Raw genomic sequence first — 14,764 nt, 5'->3', positions numbered from 1 at the left:
TAAAAGGATTTATTGCTGCTCTAATTCTTTTATCCTATCGATTGCAGCCAGTCCGCAGCCGATGCCATGGTCGTGCAGTGCCATTAATTTATCAGGTTTGATATCAAATTTATCAATTGTAAGTGGAATCTGCGGGCGGATGATGACAGCCTTGCCCTCACGTTCCATTTTTTCGACAGCCTCCAGCTGCTCGTTGTAGAGCTTGGGGCGCTGTTCCATAATTTCCCACAGCTTGGGATATTTTTTGTATACTGATTTAAGCAGAAATTTGGGCACGCCCTTTTTCTTGCGGTAGCCTTCGTTACGTGTAAGCACGACAATCAGCTTTTCGTAGCCTGCGTCGAGTGCTCTTTGGTAGGGAATAGGTGCAAGCAGTGCGCCGTCGAGCAGAGAGCGCCCTTCATGCTTGACAACAGGGGCTACGAAGGGCATGGAGGAAGAAGCGCGCACTGGAATAAAGTCCTGACCCAAGGCTTCCTGGTCATACCAGATGCTTTCGCCGTTGACGATATCGGTAGCAGCTACCTGCAGCGTGCCGGGATAGGCGCGGTAGGCTGCATAATCAAAGGGCAGCAGCTGCTTGGGAAGCTCCTTGAAGATGAAGTCAAAGCCGAAGATACTGCCGCTTTTAATCCAGTTGCGCACACTGAAGTAACGCTTGTCGGTGACGTAGTGTTCGATAATCTGACGTGTACGCAGCGGCTGGGCAGACATATATGATAAAATATTGCAGGCTCCGGCAGAAACGGCGGTGATGTAGGGAAAGGTGAGCTGATGCGCTAAAAAGGCTTCAAAAACACCGGCGGAAAACATTCCCCGCATACCGCCGCCCTCCAGAACGAGAGCTGTTTTTTGTAAATGCATAGTAAAGTCCTCCTAAGTGCTATTATACACTAGCGGTCTTGATATACCAATAGCAGAGTGGAGCGCAAATGTAAAATATCAGTGAGCAAAGCAGGAGAATATCAGAGATGCAGGACAGCAAAAACGACCTGTTGAGGCAATAACCGCAACAGGTCGTTTGAGATGACGTCATATCTTATCTGTACTTGTTAGTGTGTTTCTTTCTGGTGTGCTGCTCGCGGTAATCGGCCTGTACCTGATATACCTGATAGATATACAGAGCGCACAGGGGAATAGCGACAATCAGACCTAACCAGCGGTTGTTGAAGAAGTAGCTGCCGGCCATGCCACCGAGTAAGCTGATGATAAGTACAATCAGCATATTAACCTTGATTTTCATTAAAAATTTTTTCATTATATATTCCTCCCAGGTTTTATAATCAGTGAAATGTGTTATTGCCTGCGCAATCAAAGTAATTGCGGTACAACGATATTTTCATGGGGAACTTTTTCCGGACGGAAAAGCGGCAGCAGCTCTGCTGCTGTAAGAGGCTCCGGCTTGGGTAACTGTCCTGCAAGATAGGCCAGGAGGCCGATAATCGGCTCGGGACTGCCGAAGTGCTGCCTGAGGGCGGCGATTTCTAAATCACCGTCGCGCTTGGAAAGCCTGCGTCCTGCGGCATCTGTAAGCAGCGGAATGTGGCAGAAGGACGGCGGTGTGAGCTGCAGCAGGCGGTAAAGATAGAGCTGCACCGGCGTGGAGCTGAGCAAATCACAGCCACGCACTACCTGGTTTACGCCCATGAGCGCATCGTCGATGACAACAGCTAATTGGTAGGCGTAGACGCCGTCACTGCGGCGCAGGATGAAGTCACCGCATTCGTGCGCCAGGTTGGCCTGCTGCCTGCCGTAATGCAGGTCGGTAAAGGCAATAAGCTCGTCATCAACCTTGATACGCCAGGCCGGGCGGCGCTGCTGCATTTTGGCACTGCGCTGCGCTGCTGTCAGCTCGCGGCAGGTACCGGCGTAAATGACACGACCATCACTGGCGTGAGGCGCTTCGGCGGCGTGCAGCTCGCTGCGGCTGCAAAAGCAGGGGTAGACAAGCTCCTGCTGCTGTAAGCGGTCAAAGTAGTGAGCATAAATATCGCTGCGACGGCTTTGGAAAAAGCAGTCGCTGTCAGCGCTGCAATACGCACCCTCGTCCCACGTCAGCCCCAGCCATTCCAGCTCGCGTGCCAGTGCATCAGCCTTGGCGAGGGAACAGCGCTGCGGGTCCAGGTCTTCGATGCGCAAAACTATCTTGCCGTCGCTGCTTTTGGCGTAAAGCCAGGCCAGCAGGCTACAGAAAACATTGCCTAAATGCAAAAAGCCGCTGGGCGTAGGCGCAAAGCGTCCTACGACAGGCGTAGTAGCTGTAGCCATTTTATCTCACCACCTTGACGTAATATCAATATATACTATAATATTTTACCATAAACTCTCCTGCTTTGCTAAGGAGAATAGTGTAGCGACAGGAAAAAGTTTATTGTTGCCGGTGATTTCACGATAAACTCACTGTTTTGCCTGCCTGCTTTGCTGTATAATGTAATTATAAAAAGTATGCTGTTTATAAGCTCAAGGAATGGGGTGTAAAAAAATGACAGAATGCTTAGATGAGCATAAAATGAAATATGCTGTTGATACGGATAAGGAGGCAGAGGATATCTGCCGTTGGGCTGCTGCCCGCGCCGGTGTGATTGTAGTTGCTCCGGTAGTAGGTACGATGACGCTGATGGCCAATGAGGTTTATATGATTACCCGCCTGGCCAAGCTGCGCGGCATCAAGCTTTCCGAAAGCGCTGTGCTGGGACTTTTGGGTTCATTGGGCGGTGCTTTTGTAGGGCAGACGCTGGCAACGCTGATTCCCTTTGCGCCGGTGCAGATTCCTGTTGGTATGTCGGTGACCTATGCTGTGGGCAAGGTGGCGAATGCCTGGCTGGCAGCAGGCTGCCCGGAGGATTTGTCGGCCTTTAAGTCTACCTATGAGGAGGCGCGCATTGAAGGCATCAAAATGCTGGGCGAGCTGAAGAACATGGCCTGCAAGGATAAGCCGCTGGGTGATGAAAGCCGCCGCTTTGATGTGGATGATGCTTCCCCGGCCAATCAGAAGGCAGAGGAAATGCTGCGGAAGGTAAAGGACTTTTTGAAAAAGGACTGAGACTGATGCTTATGCCGGTAGTGTAGCAATTTTATACTACCGGCTTTTTTGTAATTCTTTTTTACACCATAAGAAGTTTTGTTGTATAATAGATAATTGAGAAAATATTTTTATGTGAGGTCTGACTATGCGCTTAAGAAAAAAACCGTGGATTGAAGAAGCAATGAAGGAAGTGCAGGGAGAATACGTTTTCCTACATGATATTGATAAGTTTAAGGGACATTGGCAGGAGATGTTCCCGGGCAAGCGCCTGTGCCTGGAAATTGGCTGTGGCAAGGGACGCTTTACCATCGGCATGGCTGAGCTGTATCCGGATAAAGCCTTTATCGGCATTGAAACACAGCACGATATCGCTTATTTTCCGGCGAAGGCTGCCAAGGATAAGGAGCTGACTAACGTCAAGATTATCTGCGCTAATGCCGAAAACCTGCTGGATTGGTTCGAGCCGGGCGAAATCAAGGAGCTGTACCTGAACTTCAGTGACCCCTGGCCGAAGGCACGTCATGCTAAACGCCGTCTGACGCACCGCAACTTCCTGGCGCTGTACAAGCAGCTGCTGGGCGAGGGTGGTCACCTGCGCTTTAAAACAGATAACCGCGCTCTGTTTGATTTTTCCGTAGAGGAATTCAAGGAGTTCGGCCTGCAGATTATTGCTTTGAGCTATGACCTGCATCATTCTGAATATGAAAACCCTGTACAGACAGAATATGAGCAGAAATTCAGTGCGCTGGGTACGCCGATTAATTTCTGCGAGGTAGTTTTTTAAGTAAGGCTTTGCCATGAAGAAGAGATTTTTGCTATGGGACAATCCCTGCATTGCTGTTTATGCACTTGTGGGAGTTTTGCTGCTAGTGGGTGGCATAAATGTGTTCAGCGCCAGCTTTGTGGCGGCACAGGATATGTTTGGTGATGGTCTTTATTTTCTGCTTTGGTATTATGTTTATGCGTTGCTTGGCATAGTAGCAATTGCTATTATCCGCTATTTTGGCTACAAATTTTGGTTGAATAAAAAATTGCTTTACTTGGCTTTGGCTGTTGTATTGGGCATGCTGATAGCGGTTGAGTTTGTGGGAGAAGTTAATAATGGCGCTGCCCGATGGCTCAAAATCGGTCCGCTTAAGCTTCAGCCATCGGAAATAGCTAAGCCTTTGCTGATAATGATAGCTGCGAAATATTTGGGCAATGTGATGAAGCTGGGGGAAAGATTAAGCCAGCGCATGGGCGATTGCCTGTGTGTAATAATACCGACGCTGATTATTGGCTATCTTGTTTATAGGCAGCCTGACATGGGAACGGCAGCAATTATCGTGGCTCTGGTCATGGGATTGTTTGTTGTTGCTGGTCTGCCGATGCTTTGGGTGACCGGTATGGGTATCTTAGGTGTCGTGGGAGGCGGCATTCTGGCTTTTTCTTCAGAGTATCGTGCGCATCGTTTTATGGTATGGCTTGATCCCTGGCTTGACGCTCAGGGTAGGGGCTATCAGACGATACAGTCGCTGAAGGCCATTGGCAGTGGTGGGCTTACAGGTACTGGCTGGGGACATGGTGCAGCTAAGTTTGCTTTCCTGCCGGAGTCGCATACGGACTTTGCCTTTGCTATTTTTTGTCAGGAAAATGGCTTGATCGGTGCTATGCTGTTGCTTCTTGTGTTTTGTCTTTTATGTGCTGCCTTTTGTAAGATTGCCTTCCATACACGTGATAAGGTTGGTTTTTTGCTGGCTGTCGGTGTTACATTTTTAATTATCGGTCAGGCAGTTTCCAATATGGCCATGGTTTGCGGTTTGCTGCCGGTTATCGGTGTACCGCTTACCTTTATCAGCTATGGTGGTACCTCGATGGTAATTTCGATGGCAGCAATCGGCTTGCTATTGTCAGTTTATGATGAGGAAGAAAAACAGCAGAAGCTGGAGGCTGAGCCGCCGGAAAAACGCCGCAGTGATTTGCGCGTTGTGCGTAGCGGGAGGTGGCAGCGGTGAAGCGTTTTTCTTTATTGGATGCGCAAAAACGTTTTGTTAGCCTGTGTTTATTGATGGGATTGTTAGTGTTCCTTGTATTTTTGCGACTTGTCTGGCTGCAGGTGGTAGATGCCGCAAAGTACAAGGAAATGAGCAAATACCAGATGACATTAGATTACGAGCGTGGCACTCCGCGTGGGCGCATTATGGATCGCGATGGAGAGGAGCTGGCCGTGAGCATTATGACGGGCTCGCTTTATGCGGACCCAGAGAAGATGGTTGATAGCGAGAACAGAATAAAAGAGCACGGGCCGCGTGATGCACGTCGCCTGTGTGCTGATCTGTTGGCGCCGGTGTTGAAGCGGGATCCTGATAAGCTTTATAAGGACTTTTGTGGCGGCGGTAATTATCTTTGGCTGAAGCGTTATATGGATCCCAAGGAAGTGGCGCAAATCCAGAAAATTATTAAGGCTAATGATTTGCCTGGCCTGCATTTTGAGCAGGAAAGCAAGCGCTACTATACTAAAAAGCGGGCAGCGGCACAGGTTATCGGCTATGTTGGTACGGATGACAAGGGTTTGGCCGGTATTGAACACGTATATGATGACCTGCTTAAGGGTAAGAAAACGCTTTATTCGTGCCTCAAGGATGCTAACGGCAAGCGGTTGGTAGGCCTGCTGTTTAATGAGCCTGCGCAGGATTTGCAGCGCCAGCAGGAGCAGCTGCCGACGATTTATTTGACTTTGGACAGCAAAATCCAGTATGTGCTGGAGGATGCGATGGATGATGCTATGAAGCGCACCAAGGCTCAAGGAGCAGCGGCAATCATCATGGACCCGTATACGGGTGAAATCCTTGGTATGGTCAGCCGTCCAACCTTTGATCCGAATAATTTTGGCAAATATGGTGAGGATAGCTGGAAGAATCGTGCTGTTTCACTGGTTTATGAGCCTGGCTCGGTTTTTAAGCCGATTGTAGGCTGTATGGGCCTGACAGAGGGTATTATTACGCCGGATACACTAATTCAGGACAACGGTCATATCAAGATTGCTGACCGTACTATCTATAACTGGGACGGCGAGGGCCTGGGTACGGTGCCCTTTTCTACGGTTATCAAGTTTTCGATTAATACCGGTATGGTACAGCTGGGTATGCAGCTGGGCGCGGAAAAGCTTACGAGCTATGCGAAAAAGTTTGGCTTTGGCTCACCCACCGGCATTGAGCTTCCCGGTGATGAAAACGGCATTTTGTATAATCCCAAGAATATGTACGAGCCTGATATTGCTACCATGGCCATTGGCCAGGGCATTGGCGTGACACCGCTGCAGGAGCTGCGCGCGATTTGCGCTATTGCCAACGGCGGCGAGCTACTACAGCCGTATATCGTCAAAAAAATAGTGGCAGCTGACGGAACTGTCATCAAGGAAGGCAAGAAGACAGTGGTGCGCAATGTAATTACCGAGCAGGTTGCTCGCCAGATGCGCGAGATGATGGAAATGGTAGTAAGCGATGGTGGCGGTAAGACGGCTTCCATTAAGGGCTACCGCATTGCCGGCAAGACCGGTACGGCCGAAAAGCGGGCCGAGAGCGGCGTCGGTTATGCTGCCGGTCAGTACATTGCTTCCTTCGTAGGCTTTGTGCCTGCTGATAAACCGCGCTATGCAATGATCGTTATGTTGGATACACCGAAGGGTGCCTTCTACGGCTCGCAGGTCAGCGCGCCTATCTTCCGCGATACGCTGCAGCAGATTCTGGTAGCGAAGGGGATTCAGCCGGTCTACAGTAAGGGTTTACCTTCGTTTGAGGAATTGAATACTGTCAGCCAGAAGGCTGATAACAAGCCGAAGCAGCTGCCGGTGCTGCAAAGACTGCCGGACGGTAAAATTAAGCTGCCGGACTTCAAGGGACTGGATATGCGTAATACTATCGACCTGCTGGAGCCGTATAAGCTGCGGCTGAAACCTTATGGCAGCGGCCATGCGTGGCAGCAGAAGCCGCCACCTGGCAGTGAGGTGCTTGAAAACACTACGGTAGAAGTTTGGTTTAACTAAAAATTTTTGTATTATTTTACTTCCCCGGGCAGGAGAAAAGCTGCTCGGGGAAGAACTATATATGATACTTTGTTTTCAGTTGTATTTTTACGCAATGAAATAGGAGGAGATAAAAATGTTATCCGATATTGAAATTGCCCAACAGGCAAAAATGCAGAAAATTACTGATGTTGCTGCCAAATTAGGCATCAGCGAGGACGATATTGAATTATATGGCAAATATAAAGCAAAGCTGTCCTACGATTTAATCCGTCGTGTGAAAGAAAATAAGGACGGTAAGCTGATTCTGGTTACCGCTATCACCCCGACACCGGCTGGCGAAGGCAAGTCCACTACTACCGTAGGTTTGGCACAGGGCCTGGCTAAGCTCGGCAAAAAGGTTATCGTAGCTCTGCGTGAGCCTTCCCTTGGCCCCTGCATGGGCATTAAGGGCGGCGCTGCAGGCGGCGGCTATTCCCAGGTTGTGCCGATGGAGGATATCAACCTGCACTTTACCGGTGACTTCCATGCTATCACCTCTGCGCATATGCTGCTGGCAGCAATGCTCGACAACCATATCCAACAGGGCAACGCTCTGAATATTGATCCGCGCCGCATTGCCTGGAAGCGTGTTGTAGATATGAACGACCGCGAGCTGCGTAACATCGTAGTAGGCCTGGGCGGCAAGGCTCATGGCGTACCGCGTCAGGATGGCTTTGATATTACTGTTGCTTCCGAGGTTATGGCTATTCTTTGCCTGGCAAGCAGCCTGCACGACCTCAAGGAGCGTCTGGCAAAAATTATTGTTGCTTATGATTACAACGGAAACCCTGTTACCGCAGGCCAGATTAAGGCTCAGGGAGCAATGGCAGCTTTGCTGAAGGATGCTGTTAAGCCGAACCTGGTACAGACTCTGGAAAACGTACCGGCGATTATCCATGGCGGCCCGTTTGCTAATATTGCCCATGGCTGCAACAGCGTTATGGCAACTCAGACTGGCATGAAGCTGGCTGATTACACTATCACCGAGGCAGGCTTCGGCGCTGACCTGGGTGCAGAAAAATTCTTCGATATCAAATGCCGTTATGCTGGCCTGAAGCCGGACGCAACTGTTATCGTTGCTACCGTTCGTGCGCTGAAGATGCATGGTGGCGTACCGAAAACTGAGCTGAAGACTCCGAATGTAGAGGCTGTTAAAAAAGGTCTCGTAAACCTGGAGAAGCATATCGAAAACGTGAAGAAATTCGGCGTTCCCTGCGTTGTTGCTATCAACATCTTTGCTCAGGATACTGCTGAAGAGCTGGAAGCAGTACGCGAGCACTGCGCTAAGCATGGCGTTAATGTAGCACTGTCCGACGTATTCGCTAAAGGCGGCGAGGGCGGTATCGACCTTGCTAAGGAAGTAATTGCCCTGGCAGACAGCGGCGAGAGCAAATTCGCGCCGATTTATCCGCTGGAGATGAGCCTGAAGGGTAAGATTGAAACCATCGCTAAAGAGATTTATGGCGCTGACGGCGTTAACTATACTAAGGAAGCAGATAAGGCTCTTAAGGAATTTGAAGAGCTTGGCTACGGCAACCTGCCTATCTGCATGGCTAAAACCCAATATTCCTTCTCTGATGACCCGGCACTTTTAGGTCGTCCGAGCGGCTTCAAGATTACTATCCGCAACTGCCGCATTGCAGCAGGCGCAGGCTTTATCGTAGTTCTGACCGGGGATGTTATGACTATGCCTGGTCTGCCTAAGGTTCCGGCAGCTGAGAAGATTGACGTTACGGATGATGGCGTTATCAGCGGTTTGTTCTAAGAAAGTCTGACGCTTTTCCGCCAGCCTTTAAGGAAATCGGAGGATAAAGAGTCATCTATAATATAATTTCTATCTATAATAAATTATCTGTTTTGTTTTGAGGTGAATTTACTATGGAAACTGTTTTAATGAGGGGTAAGCCTGTTGCTGATGTTTACCGTGAGGCTATTTCAAAAAAGATTGCTGTTGCTAAGCAGCAAGGCCTGGTAGTAACCCTGGCTATTTTAGTTGTGGGTGATGATCCTGCATCTCACGTATATAAGGACAGACTGGTCAAATTGATTGAAAGCATGGGCGGTGCAGCCAAGGTTATCGCCTGCCCTGCTGATACTCCTGAGGCAGAGGTTATCAGCATCATCAAAAAGCTGAACCGTAATCGTTATGTTTCCGGTATTATGCCGATGATGCCGATGCCGAAGCATATCAACAGCGATAACGTGGGCGCAGCAGTTTCCCCGAACAAGGACGTGGACTGCCTGAATCCGCAGAATATTGGTGATGTGTTCATGGGACGCAGTCGTTTTGCTGCCTGCACGCCGCGTGCCTGCATGGCAACTTTGGCGCACTATGGCATTGAGCTGGAGGGCAAGAACGTTGTTGTTATCGGCCGCAGCAATGTTGTAGGCAAGCCTGTGAGCGTGTTGCTGCTGCAGAAAAATGCTACGGTTACCATTTGTCATTCACGTACACGCAACCTGCCGGAGATTTTGCAGCAGGCAGATGTTATTGTCGCTGCAGTGGGCAAGGCCTGCTTTGTGAAGCCGGAAATGGTTAAAGAGGGCGTTGTGATTGTGGACGTAGGCATCAACGCTGTGGACGGCAAGCTGGTGGGCGACGTTGATCCTGCTGTTGCTGAAAAGGCCAGCGCCTTTACACCTGTGCCGGGCGGTATCGGTGTTGTTAGCAACATGATGGTAATGGAGTGCCTGACGCGTCATATCTGATTTTGGCTGCAGACACATTAAGTGAGTGATGGAGCTATATGAAGTATTTTTGGTTTTTACTAACTGCCTGTTTTGTGGGCATAATCTTTTATAATTCGTCGCTACCCCTGCGGCAGTCATCCCAGCTTAGCGGCTGGGTGACTGCGCTGACGCAGCTTTTGGCGCAGCATCTGGATATCCATCTGACGGGTGATGTGGAGCATCATATCCGCAAGCTGGCGCATTTCTGCGAATTTGCGCTGCTGGGACTTTTACTGTGTCACAGCTTCAGTGCTGTGGGCGTGTCAAATCGCACAGCAACCGGCTATATCCTGTTTTTGGCTTTGTTCGCGGCGGTGCTGGACGAATATATTCAAAGTTTTTCGCCGGGACGTGCCAGCAGGGTGTCGGATGTGTTGCTGGATTTCAGCGGTGTGTTCTGCGCCTGGCTGGAATACCGCATCTGGCAGTGGTGCCGAAGATAATTAAAAATTGCAGGCTGCAGCCTGGCGCCGACAGGCGCTGGGCTGTAGCTTTTTACTTGCTGCTTCGCCGGTAGCTGGTGTCTAAGATTTTTAGCGGCAAAATTTTGCTGATTCTTTTCTTGCACTCATGGTTATCCTGTGCTATAATTTTGGTTAACAGATGGTGAACGTTAAAAACGTCAAGGTTAACGTACCACTTATTTTTTTACGGTATAAACCTACCGAGTAAATAGGTTATAAAGGAGAAGAGATTATGAACCCGCAAGCATTAGCACAAGAAATTATTGATGGCAGAAGATTGACACGTCAGGACGATTTAAAGGCCTTTCTGACCTGCGACCTGCAGGAATTATGTGAAGGCGCAGATAAAATCCGTAAGCATTTTGTCGGTGAGCGCGTGGATTTGTGCTCCATAATCAACGGGCGCAGCGGCCGCTGTCCGGAAAACTGCAAATTTTGCGCGCAGTCCGCACATAACCACACCGATTGCGAGGTTTACAGCTTCCTGCCGGAGGAGGATATCGTGAAGCTGGCACGCCTGAACCAGGAGGAAGGCGTGCACCGCTTTTCCATTGTAACTGCAGGCAAGGCGCTGACCGGCGAGGAATTTGACAAGGCTATTCATGCGTATGAAACTATGCACCGTGATTTGAAGATAGACCTGTGCGCTTCCATGGGCTTCCTTTCCCGTGAGCAGCTGCATCGTCTGCATGAGGCCGGTGTCACCAGCTATCATCATAACATTGAAACCTCTAAGCGCAACTTCCCCAATATCTGCACTACCCATACCTACGATATGAAAATCAATACGCTGAAGATGGTCAAGGAGGAGGGCATGTGCGCCTGCTCCGGCGGTATTATCGGTATGGGCGAAACCTGGGAGGACCGTCTGGATATGGCTATCAGCCTTGCTGAGCTGGGCATTGATTCTATTCCTCTGAATGCGCTGATGCCGATTCCCGGTACGCCGCTGGAGCATCTGCCAAGTCTGAGTGAGGCGGATATCCTGCGTACTGTGGCCTTCTTCCGTTATATCAATCCGCTGGCCAACATACGCCTAGGCGCTGGCCGTGCGTTGCTGACTAATGATGGTGAAACAGCGTTTAAGGCTGGTGCATCTGCTACTATTACCGGCAATATGCTGACGACTGTGGCCTGCGCTACGATTCGCAGTGACAGAAAGATGCTGAACCATATGGGACGTGACATTAAGCCGGAATATATGACGGATGCGGAAGCTGCGGCTATTGATGTCAGAGCGGAACAGGCATAATTATATATTGCAAAAAAATCAGCTGCCTGCGGAGGAGAAAAATCCTTTTGCAGGCAGCTTTTGGTGTGCTGCTTTAACGGTGCGTTTTGCACCAGTTGCACCGGTTGAACCACTTTTTGCAGCCTTTTTGCTGAAAAATCGTAGGCTCGAAAACTTTAATATAATATAAATAAAAATAACGTAAATTTACTCTAAAGCCTATAAAATAAAGGGTTTGAACCCTTACGAAGACTTTACTTACAGGGATATATATTAGGGGTTGTGGAGCAGTTTTTATTTTTGCACAAAAAGTAGTGGTGCAAGTGGTTCAAGTGGTGCAGAGGGTGGAATTTTTAGTTTTACGTAAAGGTCTTTGTATGCTATACTAATAGCAGTTGCATGGTAGCTCTATCTTTAAGAGAGGTCATGCCTGACTGTGGGAGTCAGTGGCATCTGTCGAGCTTGGCAGATGCCTTTTTTATTAAGTGATGATTTGTAAGGTTATGATGAGGTGATGGATATGGCGAAATATGAATTTGATGATGGAAATCCTAAATCAATAGAAGAATATGCAAAACAGCTGTTAGGTAAAAGCTTTTATGATGTTATAGGCTGGAAGATAGAACGGGATTGTAATCAGGTTGCTGCGGAACAGGTTGACAGTTATGCTAACAAGCATCGTAAGGGTGGACTAGGCAATTTATTGGAGAATGTCTATTTTAATTATAAATCTAATAGTGATCCACACGCAGACTTTGTTAAGGCTGGCGTAGAGCTGAAAGTAACTCCTTATGAAAAGAATAAGAAAGGAGAGCTTCGTGCAGGCGAAAGACTGGTTCTGACTATGATAAGTTACAATTCGCCAGTAGAAGAAGACTTTTTTAAATCGCATTTATGGGATAAATGCAGATTGCTTTTATTGGTATATTATTTGAGGGATAAGGCATTGAAAAGCAATCTGATGTATTCTATTGACTATGTTACGTTGTTTACTCCGCCTGCCAAGGATTTGGAGATTATTCGCCAGGACTATCGTAAAATTATTGAGAAAATCAAGGCTGGCAAGGCAGAAGAGCTTTCGGAAGGCGATACTATTTACCTTGGTGCCTGTACAAAAGGAGCGACTGCAGCTAAAAGTATAGTGCCACAGTTTTATCCGCCGTATACTTTAGCTAAGAAGAGGGCATTTTGCTATAAGAACTCATATATGACATATGTATTGAACCAATATATAGTTAAGGGCGTTAATACATATGAGGAGATTATAACTGATCCTGCGGAGCTGGAAAAGAAGAGCTTTGAAGAGATTATCACGAATAAAATTAATCAGTATATTGGTACATCAGATGAGATGTTATGCGGTATGTTTGATAGAGAATATAATAACAACAAAGCGCAATGGATTGAACTGGCATATCGTATGCTGGGCATCAAATCAAACAGAGCAGAAGAGTTTGCCAAAGCCAATATAGTTCCTAAAGCTATTCGATTGGATGAAAAGGGTTCCTTGAGAGAAAATAGTCCGCTACCCCCATTCAGTTTTATGGATTTGGTTAATGAGGAATGGGAAGACTCGACGCTTTATGAGTATTTAAGTGAGACGAAATTTCTCTTTGTTATCTACCAGAAGCATGATGATAATTATATTTTAAAGGGTTGCCTGTTATGGAATATGTCCGTCAATGATCTGGAAAAAGTCAAGAGTGAATGGGAGGCAGTCAGAGATGTTGCAAAGGCTGGCATCAAGTTTCAGATAACTTCTAGTGCGAGTGGACCGATAGTCAAGAACAACTTGCCAAAGAAATCGGATGCTGAAATTATACATATACGTCCGCATACAGCAAAAAGATATTATCAGTTTGCTGATGGCAGTATTATAGGTAATGGTACTTTGGCAGATAGTGATTTGTTGCCAGATGGGCAACGTATGCCGAAGCAGAGCTTTTGGCTTAATAATACATATATTATGAATTTGATTAATCAACGAATGAGAGAAAATTAAAACTTGATCAAATTACTAGGATATGGTATAATATATTTATATTATATTAGAAAGGCGTGGAATGATGGAGAAAACAGTTTGCGAGCTCTTTGCGGGGGTAGGAGGGTTCCGCCTTGGCTTGGAGCGTGCTTCCAGCGATTTTCATACAGTGTGGTTTTCTCAATGGGAACCTGGAAAGACAAAACAATGGGCTCATGACTGTTATGTCCAACATTGGGGCGATGTTGATGAATTTACCGGCGTAGATATCTCTGTTGTAGATAAGCATAATATACCTGACCATAATCTGCTTGTTGGAGGTTTTCCTTGCCAGGATTATTCTGTTGCCAGACCATTGCCAGGCTCTGCTGGTTTAGAAGGAAAAAAAGGTGTTCTTTGGTGGCAGATACGTGACACTTTGGAAGCTAAACACGCACCTTTTATATTGCTAGAGAATGTCGACAGATTATTAAAATCGCCTGCATCTCAGCGAGGACGTGATTTTGGTGTAATCCTTGCTTGTTTGGCTGCTTTGGGTTATGCTGTAGAATGGCGTGTGGTTAATGCAGCTGAGTATGGCGCTGCACAAAGGCGTCGCAGGACTTTTATTTTTGCGTATTCTACAGATACTCGTTATGCAGAAAGAATGAACAGACAAAATCCTAAGCATATAATAAGTTCTATAGGCTTTTTTGCAAGAAGTTTCCCAATCGAGCAGAATTTTGTTGTGAATGAGGAAAGGCTTGATTTTCAAGATATCCCTACAGTATCAGAAAGTTTCAGCTTCGAGTTTAAAAATGCAGGTTATATGCTAAATGGACAGATTTATACTGCTAATGTTCAACCTATAGAGGAAGAACCGACTTTGTTGCGTGATATTCTTGAAAAGGATGTTGCAGAAGATTATTATTTAGGCTATAAGCTGGAAAAGTGGGAATACCTTAAGGGCGCTAAGAAGATAGAACGTACTTCTAAAACAGGTCATAGATATATATTTAGTGAAGGTGCTATTGCTTTTCCTGATTCTATTGATGCACCGGCACGTACAATGCTGACGTCAGAGTCTAGCCTGAATCGTAGCACTCACGTAATTCGTGATCCGGAAAATAATAGGCTGAGATTACTGACACAAGTTGAAGCAGAGCGTATCCAAGGCTTTGACGATAACTGGACTGATACTGGTATGCCGCAGAAGTTCCGATATTTTTGTATGGGCAATGCTTTGGTTGTGCCTATGGTTACGCGTATGGGAAGAACTTTAAGTACTATAATGGAAAGCGAACCATAA

At 47.4% G+C, this 14,764-nt stretch carries 13 protein-coding genes; 10 read left to right on the top strand and 3 right to left on the bottom strand.

Annotation, left to right across the window (positions count from 1 at the left end; genetic code table 11):
• Positions 1-9: 9 nt before the first annotated feature.
• The 3 genes from Q0G26_RS04855 to gluQRS form a co-directional block, all read right to left on the bottom strand.
• The gene (locus Q0G26_RS04855; RefSeq protein ID WP_293828992.1) at positions 10-864 is read right to left on the bottom strand and encodes a patatin family protein; all 855 of its coding nucleotides are present in this window, start codon (positions 862-864) and stop codon (positions 10-12) included.
• Between the two features lie 175 nt (positions 865-1,039).
• Positions 1,040-1,258 (bottom strand): hypothetical protein, encoded by a 219-nt coding sequence (locus tag Q0G26_RS04850; protein ID WP_293828991.1) that lies wholly within the window; start codon positions 1,256-1,258, stop codon positions 1,040-1,042.
• 53 nt (positions 1,259-1,311) lie between these two features.
• Positions 1,312-2,268, bottom strand: a complete 957-nt coding sequence (gene gluQRS / locus Q0G26_RS04845; RefSeq protein WP_293828990.1) for a tRNA glutamyl-Q(34) synthetase GluQRS — start codon at positions 2,266-2,268, stop codon at positions 1,312-1,314.
• 214 nt (positions 2,269-2,482) lie between these two features.
• On the opposite strand from gluQRS, the gene Q0G26_RS04840 reads away from it, so the two are divergent.
• From Q0G26_RS04840 to dcm, 10 genes are all read left to right on the top strand, one after another.
• Positions 2,483-3,043, top strand: a complete 561-nt coding sequence (locus tag Q0G26_RS04840; RefSeq protein ID WP_293828989.1) for a hypothetical protein — start codon at positions 2,483-2,485, stop codon at positions 3,041-3,043.
• Between the two features lie 127 nt (positions 3,044-3,170).
• Positions 3,171-3,809 carry a tRNA (guanosine(46)-N7)-methyltransferase TrmB gene (trmB, locus tag Q0G26_RS04835; protein ID WP_009144566.1) on the top strand — a complete coding sequence of 213 codons (639 nt, stop codon included), beginning with the start codon at positions 3,171-3,173 and terminating at the stop codon, positions 3,807-3,809.
• Between the two features lie 13 nt (positions 3,810-3,822).
• Entirely contained in the window at positions 3,823-5,019 is a 1,197-nt protein-coding gene (locus Q0G26_RS04830; RefSeq protein ID WP_293828988.1) for a putative peptidoglycan glycosyltransferase FtsW, read from the top strand.
• Positions 5,016-7,049: a penicillin-binding transpeptidase domain-containing protein gene (locus Q0G26_RS04825; RefSeq protein WP_293828987.1), complete on the top strand. Its 2,034-nt coding sequence runs from the start codon at positions 5,016-5,018 to the stop codon at positions 7,047-7,049. Before Q0G26_RS04830 ends, Q0G26_RS04825 begins: the two co-directional genes overlap by 4 nt.
• 115 nt (positions 7,050-7,164) lie before the next feature.
• Positions 7,165-8,835, top strand: a complete 1,671-nt coding sequence (locus tag Q0G26_RS04820) for a formate--tetrahydrofolate ligase (protein ID WP_293828986.1) — start codon at positions 7,165-7,167, stop codon at positions 8,833-8,835.
• Positions 8,836-8,948: 113 nt separating this feature from the next.
• Positions 8,949-9,779, top strand: coding sequence for a tetrahydrofolate dehydrogenase/cyclohydrolase catalytic domain-containing protein (locus Q0G26_RS04815; RefSeq protein ID WP_293828985.1), 831 nt, complete (start codon positions 8,949-8,951; stop codon positions 9,777-9,779).
• 38 nt (positions 9,780-9,817) lie between these two features.
• Positions 9,818-10,243: a VanZ family protein gene (locus tag Q0G26_RS04810; protein WP_293828984.1), complete on the top strand. Its 426-nt coding sequence runs from the start codon at positions 9,818-9,820 to the stop codon at positions 10,241-10,243.
• A 253-nt stretch (positions 10,244-10,496) separates the two neighbouring features.
• Positions 10,497-11,516 carry a biotin synthase BioB gene (gene bioB, locus Q0G26_RS04805; RefSeq protein ID WP_293828983.1) on the top strand — a complete coding sequence of 340 codons (1,020 nt, stop codon included), beginning with the start codon at positions 10,497-10,499 and terminating at the stop codon, positions 11,514-11,516.
• Between the two features lie 499 nt (positions 11,517-12,015).
• Positions 12,016-13,497 (top strand): Sau3AI family type II restriction endonuclease, encoded by a 1,482-nt coding sequence (locus Q0G26_RS04800; protein WP_293828982.1) that lies wholly within the window; start codon positions 12,016-12,018, stop codon positions 13,495-13,497.
• 64 nt (positions 13,498-13,561) lie between these two features.
• Entirely contained in the window at positions 13,562-14,764 is a 1,203-nt protein-coding gene (dcm, locus tag Q0G26_RS04795; RefSeq protein ID WP_366517737.1) for a DNA (cytosine-5-)-methyltransferase, read from the top strand.

Origin of the sequence: uncultured Phascolarctobacterium sp. (assembly GCF_934190775.1) — a bacterium.
In the GTDB taxonomy this organism is placed as follows: Bacteria; Bacillota; Negativicutes; order Acidaminococcales; family Acidaminococcaceae; genus Phascolarctobacterium_A.
The sequence above is the reverse complement of the archived record's forward strand: the minus strand, read 5'-3'. Positions and strand labels throughout refer to the sequence as shown.

Bases quoted from the DNA above. Each gene is read 5' to 3' on its own strand.
- Q0G26_RS04800 (WP_293828982.1), top strand. From the start codon at position 12,016: ATGGCGAAATATGAATTTGATGATGGAAATCCTAAATCAATAGAAGAA.
- Q0G26_RS04855 (WP_293828992.1), bottom strand. From the start codon at position 864: ATGCATTTACAAAAAACAGCTCTCGTTCTGGAGGGCGGCGGTATGCGG.
- trmB (WP_009144566.1), top strand. From the start codon at position 3,171: ATGCGCTTAAGAAAAAAACCGTGGATTGAAGAAGCAATGAAGGAAGTG.
- Q0G26_RS04840 (WP_293828989.1), top strand. From the start codon at position 2,483: ATGACAGAATGCTTAGATGAGCATAAAATGAAATATGCTGTTGATACG.
- bioB (WP_293828983.1), top strand. From the start codon at position 10,497: ATGAACCCGCAAGCATTAGCACAAGAAATTATTGATGGCAGAAGATTG.
- Q0G26_RS04820 (WP_293828986.1), top strand. From the start codon at position 7,165: ATGTTATCCGATATTGAAATTGCCCAACAGGCAAAAATGCAGAAAATT.
- dcm (WP_366517737.1), top strand. From the start codon at position 13,562: ATGGAGAAAACAGTTTGCGAGCTCTTTGCGGGGGTAGGAGGGTTCCGC.
- Q0G26_RS04810 (WP_293828984.1), top strand. From the start codon at position 9,818: ATGAAGTATTTTTGGTTTTTACTAACTGCCTGTTTTGTGGGCATAATC.
- Q0G26_RS04850 (WP_293828991.1), bottom strand. From the start codon at position 1,258: ATGAAAAAATTTTTAATGAAAATCAAGGTTAATATGCTGATTGTACTT.
- gluQRS (WP_293828990.1), bottom strand. From the start codon at position 2,268: ATGGCTACAGCTACTACGCCTGTCGTAGGACGCTTTGCGCCTACGCCC.
- Q0G26_RS04830 (WP_293828988.1), top strand. From the start codon at position 3,823: ATGAAGAAGAGATTTTTGCTATGGGACAATCCCTGCATTGCTGTTTAT.
- Q0G26_RS04815 (WP_293828985.1), top strand. From the start codon at position 8,949: ATGGAAACTGTTTTAATGAGGGGTAAGCCTGTTGCTGATGTTTACCGT.